This window comes from Pseudovibrio sp. Tun.PSC04-5.I4, from assembly GCF_900104145.1.
In the GTDB taxonomy this organism is placed as follows: Bacteria; Pseudomonadota; Alphaproteobacteria; order Rhizobiales; family Stappiaceae; genus Pseudovibrio.
This window is the reverse complement of record NZ_FNLB01000006.1, coordinates 3,098,504-3,120,588: the sequence shown is the minus strand read 5'-3', so window position 1 is coordinate 3,120,588 and position 22,085 is coordinate 3,098,504. Positions and strand designations below refer to the sequence as shown.

The 22,085-nt window shown below is 50.8% G+C and carries 18 protein-coding genes; 4 read left to right on the top strand and 14 right to left on the bottom strand.

What is annotated here, in order from left to right; translation table 11 throughout:
- Positions 1-39: 39 nt before the first annotated feature.
- The 6 genes from BLS62_RS19745 to ccmA all read right to left on the bottom strand — a co-directional run bounded on the left by BLS62_RS19745 (position 40) and on the right by ccmA (position 4,075).
- On the bottom strand, positions 40-783 hold the full coding sequence (locus BLS62_RS19745; RefSeq protein ID WP_093184424.1) for a DUF1223 domain-containing protein: 744 nt from the start codon (positions 781-783) through the stop codon (positions 40-42).
- Between the two features lie 131 nt (positions 784-914).
- Positions 915-1,493, bottom strand: a complete 579-nt coding sequence (locus BLS62_RS19740) for a DsbE family thiol:disulfide interchange protein (RefSeq protein ID WP_208990975.1) — start codon at positions 1,491-1,493, stop codon at positions 915-917.
- A gap of 17 nt (positions 1,494-1,510) precedes the next feature.
- A complete protein-coding gene (gene ccmD, locus BLS62_RS19735; protein WP_208991209.1) occupies positions 1,511-1,732 on the bottom strand; it encodes a heme exporter protein CcmD in 222 nt (73 codons plus the stop codon).
- Between the two features lie 15 nt (positions 1,733-1,747).
- Positions 1,748-2,527, bottom strand: coding sequence for a heme ABC transporter permease (locus BLS62_RS19730; protein ID WP_093184409.1), 780 nt, complete (start codon positions 2,525-2,527; stop codon positions 1,748-1,750).
- Between the two features lie 178 nt (positions 2,528-2,705).
- On the bottom strand, positions 2,706-3,374 hold the full coding sequence (gene ccmB / locus BLS62_RS19725) for a heme exporter protein CcmB (RefSeq protein WP_093184406.1): 669 nt from the start codon (positions 3,372-3,374) through the stop codon (positions 2,706-2,708).
- 2 nt (positions 3,375-3,376) lie between these two features.
- A complete protein-coding gene (gene ccmA / locus BLS62_RS19720; protein ID WP_093189268.1) occupies positions 3,377-4,075 on the bottom strand; it encodes a heme ABC exporter ATP-binding protein CcmA in 699 nt (232 codons plus the stop codon).
- A 534-nt stretch (positions 4,076-4,609) separates the two neighbouring features.
- Between ccmA and acnA the strand changes: the two genes are divergently transcribed.
- Positions 4,610-7,288, top strand: coding sequence for an aconitate hydratase AcnA (gene acnA / locus BLS62_RS19715; RefSeq protein WP_093184401.1), 2,679 nt, complete (start codon positions 4,610-4,612; stop codon positions 7,286-7,288).
- A gap of 315 nt (positions 7,289-7,603) precedes the next feature.
- Here acnA and BLS62_RS19710 read toward each other — a convergent pair whose 3' ends face one another.
- Both BLS62_RS19710 and BLS62_RS19705 read right to left on the bottom strand, forming a co-directional pair.
- Positions 7,604-7,888 carry a GIY-YIG nuclease family protein gene (locus BLS62_RS19710; RefSeq protein ID WP_093184396.1) on the bottom strand — a complete coding sequence of 95 codons (285 nt, stop codon included), beginning with the start codon at positions 7,886-7,888 and terminating at the stop codon, positions 7,604-7,606.
- Between the two features lie 485 nt (positions 7,889-8,373).
- A complete protein-coding gene (locus BLS62_RS19705; protein ID WP_093184393.1) occupies positions 8,374-9,930 on the bottom strand; it encodes an SIR2 family protein in 1,557 nt (518 codons plus the stop codon).
- Between the two features lie 432 nt (positions 9,931-10,362).
- Here BLS62_RS19705 and istA point away from each other — a divergent pair, with 432 nt between their 5' ends.
- The 3 genes from istA to BLS62_RS19690 all read left to right on the top strand — a co-directional run bounded on the left by istA (position 10,363) and on the right by BLS62_RS19690 (position 13,141).
- Positions 10,363-11,616, top strand: a complete 1,254-nt coding sequence (istA, locus tag BLS62_RS19700) for an IS21 family transposase (RefSeq protein ID WP_093176930.1) — start codon at positions 10,363-10,365, stop codon at positions 11,614-11,616.
- Entirely contained in the window at positions 11,613-12,440 is an 828-nt protein-coding gene (istB, locus tag BLS62_RS19695) for an IS21-like element helper ATPase IstB (protein WP_093175407.1), read from the top strand. Before istA ends, istB begins: the two co-directional genes overlap by 4 nt.
- 434 nt (positions 12,441-12,874) lie before the next feature.
- The gene (locus BLS62_RS19690) at positions 12,875-13,141 is read left to right on the top strand and encodes a hypothetical protein (RefSeq protein ID WP_093184389.1); all 267 of its coding nucleotides are present in this window, start codon (positions 12,875-12,877) and stop codon (positions 13,139-13,141) included.
- Positions 13,142-13,746: 605 nt separating this feature from the next.
- Here the strand turns inward: BLS62_RS19690 and BLS62_RS19685 are convergent.
- From BLS62_RS19685 to rsmB, 6 genes are all read right to left on the bottom strand, one after another.
- The gene (locus tag BLS62_RS19685; RefSeq protein ID WP_093184386.1) at positions 13,747-14,196 is read right to left on the bottom strand and encodes a GNAT family N-acetyltransferase; all 450 of its coding nucleotides are present in this window, start codon (positions 14,194-14,196) and stop codon (positions 13,747-13,749) included.
- Between the two features lie 21 nt (positions 14,197-14,217).
- Positions 14,218-14,952: a carbonic anhydrase gene (locus BLS62_RS19680; RefSeq protein ID WP_093184382.1), complete on the bottom strand. Its 735-nt coding sequence runs from the start codon at positions 14,950-14,952 to the stop codon at positions 14,218-14,220.
- Positions 14,953-15,154: 202 nt separating this feature from the next.
- Positions 15,155-16,645 (bottom strand): ArnT family glycosyltransferase, encoded by a 1,491-nt coding sequence (locus BLS62_RS19675; RefSeq protein WP_208990974.1) that lies wholly within the window; start codon positions 16,643-16,645, stop codon positions 15,155-15,157.
- 203 nt (positions 16,646-16,848) lie between these two features.
- Positions 16,849-18,465: a bifunctional phosphoribosylaminoimidazolecarboxamide formyltransferase/IMP cyclohydrolase gene (gene purH / locus BLS62_RS19670; protein WP_093184372.1), complete on the bottom strand. Its 1,617-nt coding sequence runs from the start codon at positions 18,463-18,465 to the stop codon at positions 16,849-16,851.
- Positions 18,466-18,633: 168 nt separating this feature from the next.
- The gene (locus BLS62_RS19665) at positions 18,634-20,349 is read right to left on the bottom strand and encodes a heparinase II/III family protein (protein ID WP_208990973.1); all 1,716 of its coding nucleotides are present in this window, start codon (positions 20,347-20,349) and stop codon (positions 18,634-18,636) included.
- 115 nt (positions 20,350-20,464) lie between these two features.
- Positions 20,465-21,913 (bottom strand): 16S rRNA (cytosine(967)-C(5))-methyltransferase RsmB, encoded by a 1,449-nt coding sequence (gene rsmB / locus BLS62_RS19660; RefSeq protein WP_093184362.1) that lies wholly within the window; start codon positions 21,911-21,913, stop codon positions 20,465-20,467.
- Between the last annotated feature and the right edge of the window lie 172 nt (positions 21,914-22,085).

Genomic DNA, 22,085 nt, shown 5'->3' with positions numbered 1-22,085 from the left:
AGTTGCGAATGAAAATCATTTGCGATTTTTTGGTGGCTTTTACTTGTCGTAGAAAGCAGCGCCAATGATTTTACCCGGCATCTCACCAGAGTTGGTCTGCACAAGAACCGCCCAGTTATTGGAGTCAAACATCTTCAGCGCAGTCCGCGGAAGACGAAACACCTCAGCGGACCCAGACCACATGCCGATCGGCATAATGCTCCGGACCACATTCCTGTAAGTTTGCGTTGTACCTGCGTTTTCACCGCGCTGGATTTCAACTACGGCTTTTTTCTCGATGCCGAGGAGGTACACATCTGCTTTCTCACCGGGAGTTGTTGCTGAGCCAGCAATATGCACTTCCAACGCGTTCCCATCCAAATTTGCATCTACCTGAACACTCATTCCCGTAGACGCGCGGATGGCACTCGTTACATCAGCCCTGTTGCTTCCAACCATATGCCCCTGACCATTGACCACCACTTGAGGTGTGTAGATCTGAGCATCACCGCGGCTTTTGGCATAGTCCCTCTGGCGCTGAGTAAACACTGGTGATCCCAGCGTGTCTTTCCAACCAATATAGTCCCAGTAATCAACGTGATAGGAAAGCGTGATTACATCCTTCTGAGTGGAACTCAGCTCATCAATAAAACGGTCAGCAGGAGGGCAAGAAGAACAACCCTGACTGGTAAACAGTTCAATCACAGCTTTCGGGTAGCCAGCCTGGGCAGACAGGGTAGACGCAAAGCCTATCCCCGTTGCGAAAAGAAGACCTGTCAGACTATTTGAGGAAAACCACCGCATATCGGTCCTTCGTAATTATTTAAGTCATCGCTGAAGCAGGCTTAACCTAAACAAAAACCAGATAACTGTGGAATCACTTCCCAGTGAGCCCCTGAAAATTCGGTCGCGCAGCCCTTAATATGGGAATTTACTTACTTTTTATTCAACACTTTTTCAAGTTCAGGAAGGAAGACATCGCGGTATGTTGCTTCACTCAATGGTCCAATAAACTTATAGCGGATTTGCGCTTTTTCATCGATGATGAATGTTTCCGGCACACCGTAAACGCCCCATTCGATACCCGCGCGTCCACCATCAAAGCCAACGCGATCGTAAGGATTACCCAGTTCACCAAGGAACCGGCGCGCTTTCTCGTTAGTGTCTTTGTAATTCAGGCCTGCAATCTGGAAGCGATCATCCTTGGCAAGATCCATCAGATACTTGTGCTCAACGCGACATGGCGCACACCAAGAGGCAAACACGTTTACAACACTAACCTTACCCACCAGATCGCTACGCTGGAATCCCGGAACTTGCTTTCCGTTTTCCATAAGCCCAACAACCGGACCAAGATTAAACTCGGGAGCGGGCTTATCAATCAAAGCTGAAGGCAACTGCTTTGGGTCACGATCTGAAAACATCATTGCTGCAAACAAAATGGCAAGCACGACAACAATAATCAGCGGAAGAAGGAATAGCGGAGAAACGCCTGACTTCTTTTCTTCATCCATTCCGGATTCCATTATGCTTATTTCCCACTATCATCTTTGTTTTCGGCGGAGACCACTTGGCTAACAGCAGGTGCTGCGCGCCTTGCTGAACGACGACGAATGCCACTTGCTTCCAAGGCATGCATCTCGCCTTCAAGCCGGGTTTTATCTGTACGTACCCAGACGATAAGTGCAGCAATAACCACCGCAGCCATACCGTAGGCAGCAAAGACGTAACCCGCGTGACGACCGAAATCCATAAATTCCATAGCGACTTACCTCCCACCCGCTGGTGCAGTACCAGAAATAGAACTGCTGGAAACTGCTGGCGCAACAGATGCTGCACGCATCCGCATTGCTCTGATACGACGGCGCATAATCTCGTTACGCATGCTCATCAAATGCAGTGTCAAAAACAGGAGGATGAAGGCCAGAGCCATCAATCCGAGCGGTATAAGAATGGAGGAGTGAATTGCAGGACCATTAGCACGAATAAGGCTCGACGGCTGGTGCAGCGTGTTCCACCACTCAACAGAGAACTTGATGATGACCACGTTGATCACGCCAACCAGCGTGATGATAGCGTTGACCTTCGCAGCTTTGATCGGATCCTCAATCGCCTTCCACAGCGCGATAATACCAAGGTACATAATCAGCAGCACAAGGAAGGAAGTCAGGCGCGCATCCCAAACCCAGAATGTGCCCCACATTGGCTTGCCCCAGACAGCGCCGGAGAACAAAGCAAGGAAGGTAAAAGCAGCACCAATCGGAGCAGAGGCTTTCGCTGAGACATCAGCTAGCGGATGTTTCCAGACCAATGAACCAACGGAGGAAAGCGCCATCATCGCATAACACATCATAGCAAGCTGGGCAGCAGGCACATGCACGAACATAATTCGAACAGTCTGGCCTTGCTGATAATCCTCAGGAGCCACGAAAAACGCGAAGTACAAGCCAACTGCCAGAGCAGTGACCGTCGCTACGATAAGCCATGGAAGCACAGCTTTCACAAGCTTCAGGAACCGGGTTGGGTTTGCAAGATCGTATAAGGTCATAGAGCCGTTCTAAACTGAGAATGACGGGGCATCAATGTGTACATAGTGTCACGGACCCATCACAGTCTTTGATTATACGCAATTCGCGACATCACATCCGCGAGATTGCACGGTTTTTTCGCTAATTTACAAAGATTTAGCTGAGTAGATTTTTTCTACCAACTCAGATCCCTTTAAGTTAATCACCGGAAATACGTAGCGCTGCTGCTGCTGCAAGCGGCCCGACAACCAATCCAAACAACGTTAAGGCACACAAGAACAGGAACGGAACCAGAAAGTTATTAGTATCCATAGATGCTGCCGTCGCCGCACTCACACCGAAAATGAGGATCGGAATTGCCAGCGGAATAACCAGAATGGAAAGCAACACTCCGCCCCGCCGCATAGAGACGGTAACACCCGCCCCGACCGCACCAAGCAGCGTCAGTGCAGGAGCGCCGACCAACAACGTTAGCGTAACCGAAACAATCGCCTGAAAATCGAGCCCAACAAAGAGCGACAAAACAGGCGTTGCAAGCACGAGCGGAAGACCCGTTGCGGTCCAGTGTGCAACACACTTGATAAGAACCACAAGTTCCAAAGACCGGCCCGACATAATCAACAGTTCCAGAGTGCCGTCTTCACGATCAGCCTGAAACAAACGATCCAGCCCCAACAGGGTCGCCAACAATGCACCGATCCAAAGGATCGCAGCCCCAATTCGCGCCAGTAAAACCATATCCGGGCCAACGCCGAATGGGAAAATCGTCACCACCGCGAGGAAGAACAGAACACCAATCAGAGCACCACCACCAACGCGGTTAGCTAACTGATACTCGCGGATAAATAAGCTTTTCATCCAACCCATGATCAGTCCTCACCCTGCTCGTCCTGGTCAAAGTAAGGATCCGCCTCAGCAAACATATGCTCACTCTCTGTGGTCACTGCAGAAAGCTGCAAAAACTTGGTGTTCGGGAGGTTCAAAGGTAAATGCGTTGCCGCCATAACAAGACCACCTGCGTGAATGTGATCCGCAATCAACCCGAGTAGAACTTCTTCTGAGGCTTTATCCAGCGCGGACGTTGGCTCATCCAGCAGCCAGATAGGACGAGGCACCACAAGCAGGCGCGCCAAAGAAAGGCGACGACGCTGCCCCGCAGAAAGATAGCCAGCAGGCAAGCTGGAGGTATGCGCGATACCGAGGGTCTCAAGCGCTTCCATCTCACTCATGCTTTCGCGCGCTTTATTCTCACTAAAATCGGCTGGCTCGAAAAAGCTGCGCCAGAAGCTGAGATTCTCAAGAACGGTTTGAACCGGCTTCAACGCATCAAGATGGCCGAAATAGTGCGAATGTTCTGCAACAGAACGCTCAGCCGTACCGCCATCCAGCTCGATCGTTCCATGGGCTTTGGCGACAAGTCCGGCCACAACACGCAGCAGAGAGGACTTCCCTACCCCGTTCGGTCCTTGCACAATCAAAGCTTCGCTGGAGCTGACTTCAAAATCCACGTGGCTCAGAACTCTGCGTCCACCACGATCACAAGCCAAATTTTGGCAGATTAACTTCAATTGTTTAGACACATGCGCCTCTAACTCACCTTTACGCAAAGCTATAGCCTGCGAATGTGTATTACTACAAACCAAAAAGCAGTTTAGCTTTGATCTAGAACACACTCGAAAGAATAGCCCAACGACAATTCTAAGCTCACCCACGCCTGAATCACCTGCTACAAACCTTGGCAAAAATCATAGGCCAATATCCAAAAGGTGATGGACATATTGTATACACTTGTATATGTAAACTCATAAGAAGCCAATTTGCTCTCTATTTTTCGCGTATTTTTAAGTTTCTTTCAGATCAGAACCTCATTTTTTGGGCTTACCCAAGGGACTGCATCTGGATCGATCCGCGGAATAACGCTATTAGGGACAACAACTAAGAGCTGATGAACATCAACAGAGCACGCAAAGCGCTTTTTAGTGGAAATTGGCCAGATCTGAACTCATCAAGGGTTCGTCAATTGCCTTATGCCACTAAGGCAAATCCAGAGATCAAAGCTTCGCGTTTTACCAGCTGTAAACGCGCAATTAGGAGATCGCCGAATGTCACAGTCTCTAGACAGTTTTAAGGCCAAGCAAACGCTGCAAGTCGGCGATAAGACCTACACTTACTTTTCCATTCCAGAAGCAGAGAAGAACGGCCTCACCGGCGTTTCCAAACTGCCGAATTCCCTGAAAGTTGTTCTGGAAAACCTGCTGCGCTTTGAAGATGGTCGCACGGTCACCAAAGAAGACATTCTGGCAATCGCTGAATGGCTCGGCACACGCAAGTCCACCCATGAAATCGCTTACCGCCCGGCACGCGTGCTGATGCAGGACTTCACCGGCGTTCCAGCTGTTGTTGATCTCGCTGCTATGCGCGATGCTGCGGTGAACCTCGGCGGCGACCCGCAAAAAGTAAACCCGCTGGTTCCTGTTGATCTCGTTATCGATCACTCAGTCATGGTTGACTACTTCGGCACCACCTCTGCTTTCGCACTCAACGTTGAGCGTGAATATGAGCGCAACGGTGAGCGTTACGAATTCCTGCGCTGGGGTCAGTCTGCGTTTGATAACTTCCGCGCTGTTCCTCCAGGAACTGGCATCTGTCACCAGGTCAACCTTGAGTACCTTGCACAGACTGTCTGGACCAAGGAAGAAAACGGCGAAACCGTAGCCTACCCGGATACGCTTGTAGGCACCGACTCCCACACAACCATGGTGAACGGCCTTGCAGTTCTCGGTTGGGGTGTTGGCGGAATTGAAGCTGAAGCTGCAATGCTCGGCCAGCCAATCTCCATGCTGATCCCGGAAGTTGTTGGCTTCAAGCTCAACGGCCAACTGGCAAACGGCATCACCGCAACCGATTTGGTTCTGACCGTTGTTGAAATGCTCCGCAAACAGGGCGTTGTTGGCAAGTTCGTAGAATTCTTCGGCCCGGGCCTCGACAATCTGTCTCTGGAAGATGAAGCAACCATCGCTAACATGGCGCCAGAATACGGCGCAACTTGTGGCTTCTTCCCGGTTGATGGCGACACCCTCAAGTACCTCAAGGCCACTGGCCGTGATGCTGAGCGTATTGCGCTGGTTGAAGCCTACTCCAAGGCTCAGGGCATGTTCCGCGATAGCTCCTCTGCTGAGCCAGCCTTCACTGCCACTCTTGAGCTGGACATCTCCACCGTTGTTCCATCCATCGCCGGACCAAAGCGCCCTCAGGACCGTATCTCCCTGTCCGACGCAGCCACCGGCTTTGTTAAAACCATGGCGGATGAGTTCAAAAAAGCTGGCGAAGAAGCAACCCGCTTTGCTGTTGAAGGCCGTGACCACGACCTCGGCAATGGCGATGTTGTGATTGCTGCGATCACCTCTTGCACCAACACCTCCAACCCATCTGTGTTGATCGGTGCTGGTCTTGTGGCACGTAAGGCACTCGCAAAAGGCCTCAAAGTAAAGCCTTGGGTGAAAACCTCACTGGCTCCCGGCTCTCAGGTTGTAACTGATTACCTTGAAAAAGCTGAGGTCCAGAAAGACCTTGATGCACTCGGCTTCAACCTCACCGGTTACGGCTGTACAACATGTATCGGCAACTCCGGCCCGCTTGCTCCTGAGATCACTAAGTCCATCAACGACAACGACCTCGTCGCGTGTTCCGTTCTGTCTGGTAACCGTAACTTCGAAGGCCGTGTGAACCCGGACGTTCGTGCAAACTACCTGGCATCTCCGCCATTGGTTGTTGCCTACGCAATCGCAGGGTCCCTGAATATCAACGTTGCGACTGACTCTCTTGGCGACGATCAGGATGGTAACCCAGTTTACCTGAAAGACATCTGGCCAACCACCGAAGAGATCACAGACCTGATCCGCACGTCCATCACGCAAGAGATGTTTGAAGAGCGTTACGGCGATGTGTTCAAAGGCGACGAGCACTGGCAGGGCATCAAGGTTGAAGGCGGCATGACCTACGGCTGGCCAGACGCTTCTACCTACGTGCAAAACCCGCCTTACTTCGAAGGCATGACCATGGAGCCTAAGCCGCTCACCGATGTTCATGGTGCAGCAGTCATGGGTCTGTTCCTCGACAGCATCACAACTGACCACATCTCCCCAGCGGGCGCGATTAAAGCAGCAAGCCCAGCAGGCGAGTATCTGGCAGCAAATGGTGTTGAGCCGAAAGACTTCAACTCCTACGGCTCCCGTCGTGGCAACCACGAAGTTATGATGCGCGGCACCTTCGCTAACATCCGCATTAAGAACCAGATGGTTTCTGGTGTTGAAGGCGGCGTTACCATGAAGGACGGCAAACAGGCATGGATCTACGATGCTTGTATGGAATACAAAGAAGCAGACACTCCGCTTGTTGTATTTGCTGGTAAAGAATACGGCACCGGCTCTTCTCGTGATTGGGCAGCAAAAGGCACGAAGCTTCTCGGCGTTCGCGCTGTAATCGCACAGTCCTTTGAGCGTATTCACCGCTCCAACCTTGTTGGCATGGGCGTTCTTCCATTCACCTTCAAAGAAGGCGAAAGCTGGCAGTCCCACGGCATCGACGGCACTGAAAAAGTGACAATCACAGGCGTTGCAGACCTTAAGCCACGCCAGACTGTCGACATTCAGGTTGAATTCGCCAACGGCACCAAGAAAGCCATCGAAGTGCTCTGCCGCATCGATACAGAAGACGAGCTGGAATACATCAAAGCCGGCGGCATCCTACACTACGTGCTCCGCAACCTCGTAAACAGCTAAGCTTCTCAAACAGCTACACGAAACAACAACGGGCCCTTCACGGGGCCCGTTGTTTCTTAGCTTATCTTCACCCATCGATCACCTAACGCTCCCTCACCGCCATCCCACACAAACTCCCCTGCCGCCATCACGCACAAACTCCCCCGCCGACATCCCACACAAACTCCCCCCTCACTTCACCCGCACAAACTCCCCCCGCCGTCATCCCGCACAAGCGAAGCGCGATGCGGGACCCAGAGCCACACACACCAGCATCTCCACTCCACCACCCCACATGGATAAGCAACGCGAAATCCCGAACCCAGCGCCAAGCCCTCAAGCCAGCTCCAAATACAAATCCCGCCAAGTCGGATTAAGCCCTTCAATCAAATCCAGTTTCCACGCCCGCCTCCAGCGCTTAACCACCTTCTCACGCGCAATCGCCTCAACAACCCGCTCATACTCCTCGTAATAAACAAGCATGGAAACGCCATAGCGAGCCGTAAAGGAAACCGTCACCTTCTCCCGATGCTCATAAACACGGCGTGCCAAATTATTGGTCACGCCCGTATAGAGCGTCCCATTCCTCTTACTCGCAAGAATGTAGACATAAAACGCCATACCCCACTGTGCTGCGAACCACGAACGGCCACAACAACACAAAATTACTAGAGCGATATGAAGGGCAAAATTTCACGGGGACAGGAGCACGGCTTCACTGACTCCGGAAATTCACGATCAACCGTCATCCCGCACTTGATGCGGGACCCAGAGCCAAACTCTCAAGCCCATCCAACTCAAACTAAATTTAACTCGTCGTCTGGTGCTACAAGCAACAGTCTCAACAGCCGGCTCATACTCATCATAATAAACGCCCTACCTAAGTATTCCGCGAACCACAAACTGCTGCAACGTCACGAAATAAATAAAGCGTTATGAGGGATAAAAGATCACTGGGTCCCGCATCAAGTGCGGGATGACACCTGAGAAGTACTCCACGCCTCACCCCACGCACTTCCGTCTTCCCGGACAAGCAAAGCGCAGATCCGGGATCCAGAGCAGCCATAATGTGAGGTCAGGGCCTTGGCCGCCAAGCACTGTGGGTTTTAAGCGGCTTCAATAACTCGTTCTTCAACATAAAAACCGTATTTTTTCCAATCCAAGAAACAGATCACCTTACGAAATTGAGAAATGTTCACACCACTATCAAGCTCGGGCAACCTCCTACGCAATTCTTGCTCGAGCACATCAATATCTTCACCACCTACTAATGGCAGCCTAAATAAGATATCATTATCGCTAGCGACCTCAAAAAACTCGCGGAAAGTCATTCCTCCAAAATTCTTCGTGTCGTGACCACAATTTCTCCGGAATAAATCCCCTGTTACCCTTTGGGCAAAATCTTTAATATTGACCCCAAGTTGGTGATACTCTTCAGTGCTTGTAATCTGTAAAGCGCGTAAATACTTAAAGACTGGAACATATTTGGCTGACTTTAGAATTTCTGGAATAGTATTACGAACCAACATTTCTGGATCGTAGCGCTTTTTGTCTAGTAAGACATCTTCGCATACATCATCAACTTTTATTTTTTTGTAACCGACTTCACCAAGTTTCTTGCGAATACCAATGCCGAAAACAACTTCAACATCTGGGGAGTCTTCAATTTCCTCGTATTCCATCACAGCTAGCTTTTCGCTCGCTTCTGAAGACTGGACTAAGTCAAATACGCGTTCTTTACAAAAGCGAAGAACGTGCGCAGGTAGCTTTCTTTCACATGCCCGAATAGCTTCATAAACTGGAGCAAAATTCGAAGATTTAATGACCTTAAACGGTACATGAGTGCCACCAAACACAAGTTCAGATTTTTCAATCGTTGGCCCAGTACTTGGCTCATTTCTGTCAAGGAAGATTAAGTTGTTCCGAAGTTCATGAATTTTATCATTGCCAATACAACCCGCAATAGACCTAAGTATCTCCTGAATATTATCATCACCAACCCGGTAACCGATAAATACAATTGGATGCTCGACAAATATAGTTATCAATTTTGAAGCAAGATAGGTATTTCTATCATTAAAGTCAGAATAATCTTCTGCAGTTAGAACGAGACTTTCTGGCCTAGTACTACAACCGTGAATCTTATAAATCTCACCAATATTAAGCGGATTAGAAAAAAGCAGTTCGCCTTGACCAATGTAGACCTTGTATTTCGGAAACAAATTCTCCAGCAGCAGATCCCAATTCGTCGTTATTACACCATCAACATTGCACCCTTTGAGCAGCTCTATCTCTTGCTCCAAATTTTCAGAAGCTGGCAGGATGATATCTCGGGATTTCACATATTGTGAAATCTCAAGTCTCAGTGGAGACGTTTTGTCAGTTACTTTTTCAGAGAGCTTCTCCCGACTTTCCGAAAAACTCGGGTCTTTCCACCAAAGCTCATGAAAGTCTTTACTTAATAAACTCGCAGCTTTGGGAAGTTTCCCATCTGCTGAACTTTTGTAATACGCAAATGGCGTCCCCCCCACGCAAAACCGTTCTAATAATGTTTCCCAAGTCTCTAGGCCGATATATCGCCGAGAAAACCCAGATCCGACAAAGAGAAATGGACCAGATGGGTTATGAGAAAAAAGAGCACTTAGGTCATCTTCGAAGCTCATGTGTAGCTCCCTAGAGCATTTATATTAATTGAGATATTAATATTAACAACTTCAAATTGCAGCTAAAAAATTCAATAAACAAAGTGTTCCAAAATCTGGCTGAATATTAGCTCACTCCACCCCCGTCATCCCGGCCCCCGAGCCGGGAACCAGAGTCGAGGGCGCAGGTGTTGGTGGGTGTGGCTCTAGGTCCCGCATCAAGTGCGGGATGACGGCCTAGGAGAAATATTGGATGACGTTTGAGTGGGGTGGAGAGTGTTCCCATCTTCAGATGGATACGGTGTCAGTGCTGGATGTATTCTCCCCAAAAGCGCTGGTTGAAAATTCCCCACTTTTTCAGCTTTGACTTTTGTTTGAAGGGGCATGCCCCTTCAAACAAAAGTTGGCCAAACTCTCCTCTACGTTCCTGTTGGAAAGAAGGGGTGTGGAGGAGTGGTCAATCTAGGGAAGATCGTAATGATCCATAATTTGAAGCAGCAGGGACTGTCTGTAAGTGCCATAGCGCGCAAAGCCGGGCTGGATAGAAAGACGGTCAGCAAATACTTACACCAAGGCCTTGAAGCTCCTGTCTACGGCCCCCGCCAGCGTGACGGGCGTGTACTGGAGGAATACAAAGGCTATTTACTTGAGCGACTGGAGCGGTTTCCCGGTCTATCTGCCCGGCGCTTGCTTCGTGAGCTGAAGACACTGGGGTTTAAGGGCGGTTACTCCACTGTAACGGAATATCTTCGCCTGATCCGTCCAGCTCCTCCGCATGCATTTGAACGGCGCTTTGAGACAGCACCAGGCCAGCAGGCACAGGTAGATTTTGCTGAGTTTCAGGTGGAGTTCACCAGTGAACCAGATGTGGTGCGAAAAGTCTTTTTGTTTTCAATGGTGCTGAGTAATTCACGGTTTTTGTGGGGGCGCTATTGTGCCAATCAAAAACTAGAGACAGTCCTGCGTTGTCATATCGCGGCCTTTGAGGTCTTCGGCGGAGCGACACTGGAAGTCCTGTATGATCGCATGAAGACAGCCGTTCTGGGAGAGGAGCCAGATGGCACTGTTCTTTTTAATCCTGCTCTTGTCGCTCTTCTGGACCATTATGGCGCTCAGCCGGATGCCTGCCAGCCCTACCGGGCCAAAACCAAGGGCAAGGTGGAGCGGCCATTTCGTTACATCCGGCAGGATTTCTTCCTTGGTCGTACGTTCCGCGATCTGGACGATCTTAATGCCCAGTTCACACGCTGGTGCAAGGAAATTGCCAATGCCCGTGTTCATGCCACCACCAACCGTGTGGTGGGCGAGGTCTTTGGAGAGGAACAGCCCGCTCTGATCCCTTTGCCAGCGCACCCTTATGATGCTGTTTTACTGGTGGAGCGGCGGGTCACGCGTGATGGCATGGTCTCCGTTGGAGGTAATCTTTATTCAGTGCCGGACACCGTTAAGAAACGGATGGTCGAAGTCCAGCATCACCCGCAAGAGGTGCGCATCTATGAAAACGGTCAGCTCATCGCCACCCATCCGGTCATGGAGGGAAAGAACCAGCGCCGGGTTGATCCATGCCATCGCAAGGCTCCTCCACGGGCAACACAGCGCCGTCGTCTGGCTGCGGAGCCAACCAAACACAGCGGTGTAAACCAACGCCCACTGGAGTTCTATGAAGCGGTAGGCCAACGACTTGCCAGTACTGGAGGTAAGCCATGAGTTCGCTCAGTAAACGCATTCAGTCTTCACTGGTAGGCTTAAAAATGCCGCGGGCTTTAGAGGTGCTCGACCACACGCTGAGCCAATTGGAACAAGGGGAACTCACGGCACTGGAGGCCCTGGATTCTCTGCTCAATGAAGAATATTCAACACGCGAGGGCCGCCGTATCGGCGTCGCCCTGACGACAGCGCGGCTTACTCCGATAAAAACACTGGAAAGCTTCGACTTTACCTTCCAGCCCTCGCTGGACAGGGATCGCATCATGGCTCTAGCCGAACTGGAGTTCATCACTCGCAATGAAGTGGTACACTTTCTCGGTCCACCTGGTACAGGAAAGAGCCATCTGGCAACTGCTCTTGGGGTTGCAGCCGTTAAAGCGGGTAAACGGGTGTATCGCATTGCTTTAGCTCACCTCATCGAAGCCTTGGCAAAAGCTGAAAAAGAAGGGCGGTTGACTGAGAAACTACGCTTCTTTGCACGAACTTCACTGCTAATCGTCGATGAAATCGGTTATCTGCCAATTACCAATGGGGGAGCAAACTTGTTCTTCCAGCTCGTCAATGCCAAATATGAAAAGGGATCCATGATCCTCACCTCAAACCGTGGCTTTGCGGAATGGGGGGAGATCTTTGGTGATCGCGTTATTGCCACAGCCCTTCTCGATCGGCTTTTGCATCATGCCGTCGTCATCCAGATCGAAGGTGCTAGTTATCGGTTGCGCAGCCATGCGGACCTCATGCCAGAGCACGTACGGGCTAACGCTTCAATAGCTCCACCTCCACCACCAAAACGACGCGGCAGGCCACCCAAAAAGGAGAGTTAGACCCACAGACAAGGCTGGTCACCAAATACTCAAACTGAGGACTTTCCGTCCAGCACATGTGGGGAAATTTGACTCAGCATTGACATACGGCGGCATTTAGCCCAACTCACTCATACCATGTGCAAAGCCCCCTCCATCCACACCCTCGTCAAAACTGTCAGTTTGACAAAGGCACCGTTTCATTCCACATTCATAAGTGAGGCGTAGAAACCTCTCAACGCGGTAACCGCTCCCGTTAACTGGCGGATTTTTTGTGCCTTTTTCTAAGTGCGCAATCCTTTTGCTATGAGTGGGAGGGCGGTGAATACAATACTCTCTTCGGAGGGGAATAAACCCGCCTGTCGTTGTCAGGTTTCTACCCTCCCGCTCGCCAGCGGGGCGTAGAAAGCCCGTTGTCGTGTGGTCCTTCAACAGCCAACAACGAGGCTTTGAAAATGACCGACCCAGCATGCGCCTGTGGCGCCACAAACACTCTCCAAAACGAAATTGACGAAGTTCTCGTCGCTGTCTCAGATCTGCAAAACCTCAGCTACATTCAGCAAATTGTGCTGAGTGAGAGGATGCAGACCAGCAGCGAACGCGATGCTTTGTTCACTCTGCATAACGCCTTTAATGACCGCCTGGAAGACCTGCAAAAAACCTGCGGAACTTTGAAGCGGGTCGCTCATCCGCAGCCAATTAACATCTCAACAGCTTCCTGATAATCGGCACCCGAGGGCGGGCCTCTAACACCTTGCTCCACCCTCAATGGGTGTCCTGCTGGCCTGCGGAGGGCCACCCCTTTCCGCAGGCTAGCATCTGATTGCCGAAGCGTTGGTAATCGAGCTGGCCAATCTTGTTACTCAGAGGCCGTAGTCTTCTCGCCTCAGAGGCGTCACAAAATCTTATCCCCCTCCCCAAGCGCCTACCCTATTCTTAACCAGTGCTCACGAACACGGGCTGTGGCGGGCCGTCCGTCACCAGTCGTGGGCAGGACGGGGCGAGCCAAAAGAGGTAACGTATCTTTTGGGGAGTCCGGTGAAGCGAACCTTGGGCGAGACCGCATGGCCTGAGGGGTAGGGATCAAACTGTTTGGCGTCTAGCGGCCTCGGGAAACTGGGCAACGCGTCTTGCGGGATGAGAGTCGAGTGCTTCACACCAAAGTGTCCAGGCAAGGTGACCAGCCGCTGCCGAAGACTCATTAAAACCAAATGCGCAGGCACCGCCTGCTCGCCTTGCCATCCCGTTTCTCGGGTTAACGGCTTCCACACTGCACGGCGCGCCCTGCGGTGTTTATCGTGCTTGTTCAATGCTTAGTCATGGCAACTCAACCAGCACGCTCCTTCACCATATGCATGTGTTCCCCATCATCACGCTGAAGCTGATAGCCAAGCTGCTCAATAAACACCTTCGCAGGCTGCGTGCTAAGCGGGCAAAACGTCCAAAGGCTAAACCCCTTCTTGAGGATATCCTCTTCGGTCCTTTCAAGAAGGCACTTGGCCAGCCCATACCGACGGAAATCGGCATGGACATACATGTTGAAGATATGGGCCTTTTCCTTGTGCAGCCCCCAATAGCAGTAGCCAACAATCTCATCAGCCATTTCAGCCACAAAAGTGCGGATCAACATCATCTCGATCCGCTTGCGGTGGGTCGCCTTTGCAGCCCTCCACCGCTCAAAGTTTTTCGGCTCCAGCTCCGCCATATAATGCGCCTCAAGCGCCAGCAGTGCAGAAACATCATCAACCTTGGCAACTCTGAAAATAGGAACAACCATGGGAATTCTCGGCTCTCGGGGTTAGCCCACCAGTTTCACAGCACCACTATCAAGATCGTAAATGCCACCAACGATTTTAAGCGTGCCAGCCTTGAAGCGCTTATCCAGAATAGGCGAAGCTTGCTGCAAGCCCTGCACACCCCATTCAACATTCGCCTTGATCGCATTGACCAGCACATTGCCCTTCTCGGCCAGCCCTTTTTGAACCGGAGGCTTCAACAACTCCACGAGGTTTTGAATGTGACCCGGGAATTGATTACCACTTTGAACGGAGGAAATAGCAGCCTTAACAGCGCCGCACTTATCATGACCCAACACCATAATAAGCTCAGTGCCAAGCACTTCCACACAATACTCCAGACTGGCGATGCCTTCCTGCGTCACCACATTTCCAGCAACACGAACAACAAACAAGTCCCCTCGTCCAGTATCAAAAGCAAGCTCGGGAGCAACACGGGAATCCGAACACCCAAGGATAGCAGCAAAAGGGTTTTGCCCACCCGCTAAGGCCGCCCGCGTACTGGAAAAATCGGCAGGCGTAATATCACCGTTGGTGTACCGCTTATTGCCCTCCACAAGGCGCTTAAGAGCTTCATCACCACCAATGTCGTTTTTGGGAATAGGAGGCTCCTGCGCTGTAGCAGAAGAAAGAGCAGAAACCCCACCCGTAGCCAAAGCAGCCCCAAACACACCCGCCGTCTTCAAAAACTGACGCCGTTGCGGAGAGCCAATCAACTCTGACTTGTCATTACACATCCAACACATAAAAAGCTCCTAGCCAAAACAAAACCTGAATTGAGCTTAGGGAGCTAATCTGGATTTTGTGTTGTTGAAACAAGGCAATCAGTGCGATTTGGAAAGAACTCACAAAAGCGCCTAAATTTTTCTTTCCAACAGCAGTCCAATTTCTCTGAACTCGTTATTCAAATAAAAGCTGAACAGCGACCTTACCCGCTCTTTAACGACTGGCCTCTGCACTCTGACTTTTGCCACCAATGACAATGAAACTGTAATCAAAAGGGTATTCTGACCAATTGAGATAAGGCGTAGCTTCCCTATGGACCTCAGCACGCGGCAAAGGCACTCCCTCCAATTTCTCATAGAGTGCAGCGAGATTAGCAGGAACGTCTTGAGAGTGCCCTTTCCACAACACGGCAATGGGCATCGGATAGACTATTCCCAGCCCAGAGTACTCAGGTATGCTGATAGACCACTCAGGCCTAAGGTCACCAACGTTTCCCGCCAAACTATGGGAAGTCGTTAAAACGCTTCTGACGCCATATTGAGAGAGCGTATCTACAATTGCCAAAGATGGCAGAGAATGAGCACTCGGTTTCTTGAAGTTCCCAAACACAAAGTTCAGCGGGATTAGAACACAGATCAATACGGCCAACGCCCCCGCGCTGCCGAAAAGCATTTTCGTCTGCCGCATGGAAACCTCGGAAAAGATCCAAAGAGCAGCAGCCAGTGGTGCAAGGAATAAGACGGGTTGCAGCCACCTGTCTTTAACAACGGTAGCTCCACTGGCAAAAACCGACACGGCTGTAATAGTAAGCCCGAAGACAACAATCAGCGTTATCAGCAAACGTATAGGCTCGTTCACATACTGATCTACCTGCTCATCACCACTCCAGTAAAAACGGCTAATCCAAGCACCGGCATAAAGCACCACGGCAACAGCGACGAACTGTGTGACAGCTGCAGCCAGAGACACCAGTCCCGTTGCAAAATGCCGCTCTGTTTTCTCTAGTCCAAACTTATGAACCCGTGAGTAAATAAGATCCTGATTTTCAAACATCCAAAACGCAGGAGGAATGAGCAACACAACAACAATCAATGCAGAACAGATCGCATATTTAGACAAGAGGAATTTTCGCGCCTTCGGGATCAAACCCGCAGACACCAGCAGCGCTGCCAGCAAGAAAAAGTAGTTGTATTTTGACATTGCCCCCAACGCGACAATCTCACCAAACGCAAGGGCACGCCACCAATTTGGCTTCTCTATGCAAAGCACGAAGATATAGAGCGTCCATGCAGAACACGCGAACATCAAAACCGAATGGCTGAGCGCTCGCTGAGATTCCCAGGAGATCTGCGGAAGAAATATAAGCGAGGCGGTCCCAATTGCAGCAAGCGTTTTGTCCGCCGCTTTTCTGGCACTGAGCCAAACAGCTAAATAGCCCAAAAACAGAAGGAGGTTTTTCAGAAAAGCAGTCGCAAACAACCCTTTTCCGAAAACAGAAAAGAACAAAATAGTAAGCCACGTATACAGCGGTGGTTGCGGACCATAGCCAAGCTGAAAAGTCTGACTGGCAATAATCTGCTCAGCTTCATCAAGACCCAGAACGGGGGATGCAAAATATCTTATGGTTGTTTGGAGAATGAAGTACCCGGCGATAAACCAAACAAAATAGTCGGCTACAAACTCAACCCATTTATCAGAGGCCAAATACGATTTTAGTTTGAAAGATTCCCGCTGCATTTACACCGTGCGCAATTATTGGCGCTTAAACGCCTATTGTTATTCCCTTCCATATTACCTCGGGCATTTAAGGATTGAATTGCAGGAATGCATAAAACCAGTGACCCAATAAAAAAGCCTTCGCAAGCATGACCTGCGAAGGCTCTGAGTTTTAAGTCTCAAGTAAATACTTAGTGGCGGAAGTGGCGCATTCCAGTGAAGACCATCGCCAGTCCTGCGTCATCAGCAGCTTTGATCACTTCGTCATCACGCATGGAACCACCCGGCTGAATAACAGCGGTTGCACCAGCTTCAGCTGCAGAAAGCAAACCATCAGCGAACGGGAAGAACGCATCGGAAGCAACAACACAGCCTTTGGTGAGCGGCTCAGCCAAGCCAGCCGCTTCCGCAGCATCTTCAGCTTTACGCGCAGCAATACGAGCACTGTCAATACGGCTCATCTGGCCAGCACCAACACCAACCGTCGCGCCGTCTTTTACGTAAACAATCGCATTGGACTTCACGTGTTTGCCAACACGGAACGCCATTTTCAGATCGCTAAGTTCCTGCTCGCTTGGCGCGCGTTTGGTCACAACCTTAAGCTCAAGGTCATCAACCACACCATTATCGCGGTTCTGGACCAACATGCCGCCGGACACAGTTTTCACAAACAAGCCTTCGGCACGTGGATCAGAAAGACCACCGGTCAAAAGCAAACGCAGGTTCTTTTTCTTCGCAACCAGTGCAATCGCTTCTTCAGTCGCATCAGGAGCAATAATCACCTCAGTGAAGACCTTCGTGATCTCAGCAGCGGCATCTGCATCCAACGTACCGTTCAGCGCAACAATACCACCGAAAGCAGAAACCGGATCACACGCCAAAGCCTTCACGTAGGCTTCCTTCAGTGTCGCCGCTTCAGAAACACCGCATGGGTTTGCGTGCTTGATAATAGCAACAGCAGCGGTGCGGGCCGGATCAAACTCAGACACCAGCTCAAACGCAGCATCCGTATCGTTGATGTTGTTGTAAGAAAGCTGCTTGCCCTGCACCTGACGCGCAGTCGCCACGCCCGGACGCTTCTCTCCGGTGACATAGAAACCAGCGGCCTGATGCGGGTTTTCGCCGTAGCGCATCACTTCGCTCAGCTGACCACCAATTGCGCGGTAGTCTGGAGCGCTTTCACCAATTTGAGCGGCCATCCAATTGGAAACAGCAGCATCATAGGCAGCAGTACGAGCAAACGCCTTTTGAGCCAGCTTTTTACGCAATGCAATTGGAGATTGACCAGCATTTGCATCCAATGCAGCGATCACTTCTTCATAATCAGAAGGATCAACCACAGTCGTCACATAAGCATGGTTCTTCGCAGCAGCACGCGTCATCGCAGGGCCGCCAATGTCAATATTCTCAACACCGTTGGCGTAATCAGCGCCAGAAGCGACTGTTTCTTCAAAGGGATAAAGGTTCACGCAGAGCAGATCGATACCAGTAATACCGTGCTCATTCATTGCAGCAACATGTTCAGCATCATCGCGAATGCTCAACAAACCACCGTGCACCATTGGATGAAGTGTTTTCACACGGCCATCCATAATTTCAGGGAAACCAGTTACCTCAGAAATATCTTTAACTGTGAGGCCAGCCTCCGCAATGGTCTTGCGAGTTCCACCGGTTGAGACAAGCTCAACACCACGCTCACACAGAGCCTTGGCAAATTCTACAAGACCAGTCTTATCGGAAACAGAAAGAAGCGCACGCTTAACCGATACAAGATCAGGTATCGGAACGCCTTTGGAGACAACGGCCATAGGGGAAAAGCCTTATTCTCTAGATGAGGAAATGAACGGGATTAGACGCCCGCCAAATAACACTTATTAACAGCCGTGGGAACCCATTTAATATGGATGCAAAGACGTTTGCCGGGTAACCTTTAGGAGCAGTTTACAGCGACTTAAAATCGCTGACGAGCAGTGACGTTAGGTCTTCCGCCCTACTTTGCCAGAAGCGGTCTTCCGCAACATCCAAGTCACGCTTTGGCTCTCTTTAACGGCAAGTCCTATAACAATTTGCTGTGTTTGCCGATGACCGAAGACGTCTGAGAGATAAATTGATTCCTCGATAGAGAACTCAAATCCGTCAGCCGTAAACTCCCATGCTTCTCCATCCGCACATTGCAAAATAGCAATATCGCCAGACGTCAACATGGAGCATTTCACCTGCGGGTGCAGATGGAAGCGAATAGTAACAGCTTCTTCCTCAACCAAATCAGTCAGAGGTTTAAAGCGATCAATCCCATCTAAAACCGTACCATCACGTGAAAGCGTCAGGTCACGCTCATGGATGATATTGTACCGATCGACATATCCATCATGGCTCGCTATCACGCGATCAGACAGGTCCGTATCCAACCGCTCAACAGGCACGTCTTTGGGACCAAAAAGAACCGGATTCCCAAGCACCTTGTCAAACCGCGATGAGGTAAGGAAACGGCAAGACGATGCATCACCAATGCCTGCTGTCGAATGCGCTGCAGTAGACCGCGCGACCATCTTCCAAGCCAATTGCTCGCGTGTGGAAACACCACAGTTCACGATCACACGGTTTCTCTTGGAAGAAAATTCGAAGGACAAGCAACCAGCATGAGTACTGTTAGAATACCGCGTTGGTGGCGGTGTCCCAACATCCATCATCACAAGGCTGTCACCACCGGTCAAACGTTGATACCCGGAATGGGGAGCCTTTAACGGTGGCGTTCCACGTGCGTCATCATACGCAAGGATAGTCGCAACAACGTCACCTGGAGTGGATGCCATGCCGTTAAAATGCGCAAAGGAGCCATCACCATGCCGAAAGAACCGGATCATCGGCATCATCCGATCAATCGATTCCATCATGACCGGAGACACAGTTTGTCCCTGCATGACAAGAGCCTGTCGGATCGGCAGAAGGTCAACGAGGATCTCAATGATCGCACCTGGATGTCGCGAAATATGTCCGCCATCAGGCAAAATCTGACGCTTAAGTTCTTGATCAAGCTTTTTAAGAGCCAGTTTAACGTGCCGCCCTTGCCCATCCATGGAGACAGTCGCACAAGCAATCGCCATTGCAACAGTTAACCGAGGCAAGCCGTCAGGCGCTTTGTTCATCGTCCGGCGGAGGAAGCGCACCTGCCGATAAAGCGAGCGCATAAAGCTGCGGTAAAAATCAGCTTCACAACCCTCAAGCAATAACGGAGATTGCGCCATCCAGCTCAACACCCGGCGCGCAACAACTTCCTGCATCCAGCCATCATCGTGCCAGCGGCCACACGTCTTGATCCAGTCCTCAACCAGCGCACGCGCATTTTGTTGCGCCATGTTGGTTTCTGCTGCACGAAGATGACGTAACCACGAAAACCCGTGTAAAGCTTTGGCCCATGGTAGGTTTGGTGGCTCAACATCAAACGGAGATTGCCCACCAACCTCAACCAGATGCCCGGCGAATAAGAATCGCCCCGCGTAAATATCAGCGGCGTTGGTGGCATCTGCAGTACGCAAATCCTGAGGAGCAATGAGTAAGCGTGATGGCGCGCTCCCAAAAGAGAACAGGCGGAAAAACGATCCCCCTTGAGCCCAATTCAGACCGGTTTGCGCCATATTCTGTGACAAAAGGCTAAGTATTCTCAGCCTCTCGGACATCACCGCGAACGTCATGCCTCTCGTGATCTCCACTGATGAAACTTAATGAATGGTTTGCGCCTAAGCCGTTTAAATCTCGTTAACCATGCCCACTTTGCGCAAATAGCCAACGACATTATACCACCTCTTTTTAAGAGAGGCGCAAACGGGCTGCATAAAATCCATCCAGACCACCAGAAGTTTTGCCAGAAGAACTGTTCTGCCCCGGCATCGCACGGAAGTCGCCTTGAGAGTTTATTGCCTCAGCAAGTCCGCCAAGTTCCTCAGCTTCTACAGGAACGCGTTGAACCTCAGGGTGTTCCAACAGCAGCTGCTGGATCTGCAATTCGCCCTCTTCCTGCTCCAATGAACAGGTGCAATAGACGAGTGTGCCGCCCGGTTTCAGCCAGCCAAGGGCTTTTTCCAAAAGCCCATATTGCAACTCGGCGAGTTTGAGAACATCCTCATCACGCTTTAGCCACGCAACATCAGGGTGTCGGCGAATGGTGCCTGTTGCAGAACAAGGCGCATCCAGAAGGATCGCATCAAACAGACCAACTGGCACATATTCGCGAAGATCAGAAACGACCGTTTCCGCTTCAAGCCCAACACGCTGAAGGTTTTGGGTGAGGCGCTGCAAACGGCGAGCAGAAATATCGATGGCTGTTACATCTGCACCGGCAGCAGCAAGCTGCATGGTTTTACCACCTGGTGCAGCACACAAATCAGCAACAGTTTTGCCTTTGATATCACCCAGCAAACGAGCTGGAACGGCTGCTGCAGCATCCTGAACCCACCACTTGCCTTCTTCAAAGCCAGCCAGTTTATCAATAGCCCCATCTGGCACCAAACGCACGGAGTAACCAAGTTGAACTTCCCCGCCCAGCTTCTCCGCCCACTCATCACGGTCAGCAGAAACGCTGAGATCCAGATAAGGCTCTTGCATGTGAGCAGCGGACATTCCGCGGGCAACGTCTTCGCCGTAAACTTCACACCAGCGCGTAAACATCCACTCCGGCGCATTCAACTTCTCAGCATCCTGCTCAGCAATGAGCGCAGCGCCCTCGCGGGTTGCACGGCGCAACACTGCATTCACGAGGTTCTTGTAGGGTTTTGCCCGGCTATCACGGCCAGCAAGCGTAACAGCAAGAGAAACAGCAGCGTGATCTGGCACAGACATAAAGAACAGCTGCGCCATCGCCACATGCAGGATATCCTGCACACGGCCAGTTTTTTCAGGGATTGGACGATCAAGGAAATTATCAATCACATCCTGAATCTGCCCACGACGGCGCAGGGCTGTGCCAAGAATTGCCCGCACCAGCGCACGATCATTCAGTTCAAGACGTTTATATCCTGGATGGCCATTGTTGAGATCAAGCTCGCCATCCAAAGGCATACGTTTGGTCAGTACCTTGCCAAGCAAGTCCGTCGCAGCTTTACGGGATGCATATCCCGGATCGTGGAAGCCGCCTTCAGCATTGTCCGCTTCGTACGCATTGCCGTCATTGTCGCGGTGCCTTGATGCGTCAGAACGTTTTCTCCCTTTGAACTCGGAGTTTCTGTTCTGGGAGGATGTGTTATTACGCTCTGCGCTCATACTTGACCCGTGTATTTCAGAGAGTGTCGCCATTAACTCAGGCGCCAACCATTCTATTTGAGTAGCATTTTTGCTACATAAATCAGGAAATAATCCTGATCGTTTTCATCCGCATGTAGTAGAAAATTTGGCTGTTTACTGCCAGTTACAACCGCATACGGGGCAATCAATC

Coding starts and splice junctions, on each gene's coding strand:
- BLS62_RS19745 (WP_093184424.1), bottom strand. CDS start 783: ATGCGGTGGTTTTCCTCAAATAGTCTGACAGGTCTTCTTTTCGCAACG.
- BLS62_RS19740 (WP_208990975.1), bottom strand. CDS start 1,493: ATGGATGAAGAAAAGAAGTCAGGCGTTTCTCCGCTATTCCTTCTTCCG.
- ccmD (WP_208991209.1), bottom strand. CDS start 1,732: ATGGATTTCGGTCGTCACGCGGGTTACGTCTTTGCTGCCTACGGTATG.
- BLS62_RS19730 (WP_093184409.1), bottom strand. CDS start 2,527: ATGACCTTATACGATCTTGCAAACCCAACCCGGTTCCTGAAGCTTGTG.
- ccmB (WP_093184406.1), bottom strand. CDS start 3,374: ATGGGTTGGATGAAAAGCTTATTTATCCGCGAGTATCAGTTAGCTAAC.
- acnA (WP_093184401.1), top strand. CDS start 4,610: ATGTCACAGTCTCTAGACAGTTTTAAGGCCAAGCAAACGCTGCAAGTC.
- BLS62_RS19710 (WP_093184396.1), bottom strand. CDS start 7,888: ATGGCGTTTTATGTCTACATTCTTGCGAGTAAGAGGAATGGGACGCTC.
- BLS62_RS19705 (WP_093184393.1), bottom strand. CDS start 9,930: ATGAGCTTCGAAGATGACCTAAGTGCTCTTTTTTCTCATAACCCATCT.
- istB (WP_093175407.1), top strand. CDS start 11,613: ATGAGTTCGCTCAGTAAACGCATTCAGTCTTCACTGGTAGGCTTAAAA.
- BLS62_RS19690 (WP_093184389.1), top strand. CDS start 12,875: ATGACCGACCCAGCATGCGCCTGTGGCGCCACAAACACTCTCCAAAAC.
- BLS62_RS19685 (WP_093184386.1), bottom strand. CDS start 14,196: ATGGTTGTTCCTATTTTCAGAGTTGCCAAGGTTGATGATGTTTCTGCA.
- BLS62_RS19680 (WP_093184382.1), bottom strand. CDS start 14,952: ATGTGTAATGACAAGTCAGAGTTGATTGGCTCTCCGCAACGGCGTCAG.
- purH (WP_093184372.1), bottom strand. CDS start 18,465: ATGGCCGTTGTCTCCAAAGGCGTTCCGATACCTGATCTTGTATCGGTT.
- BLS62_RS19665 (WP_208990973.1), bottom strand. CDS start 20,349: ATGACGTTCGCGGTGATGTCCGAGAGGCTGAGAATACTTAGCCTTTTG.
- rsmB (WP_093184362.1), bottom strand. CDS start 21,913: ATGAGCGCAGAGCGTAATAACACATCCTCCCAGAACAGAAACTCCGAG.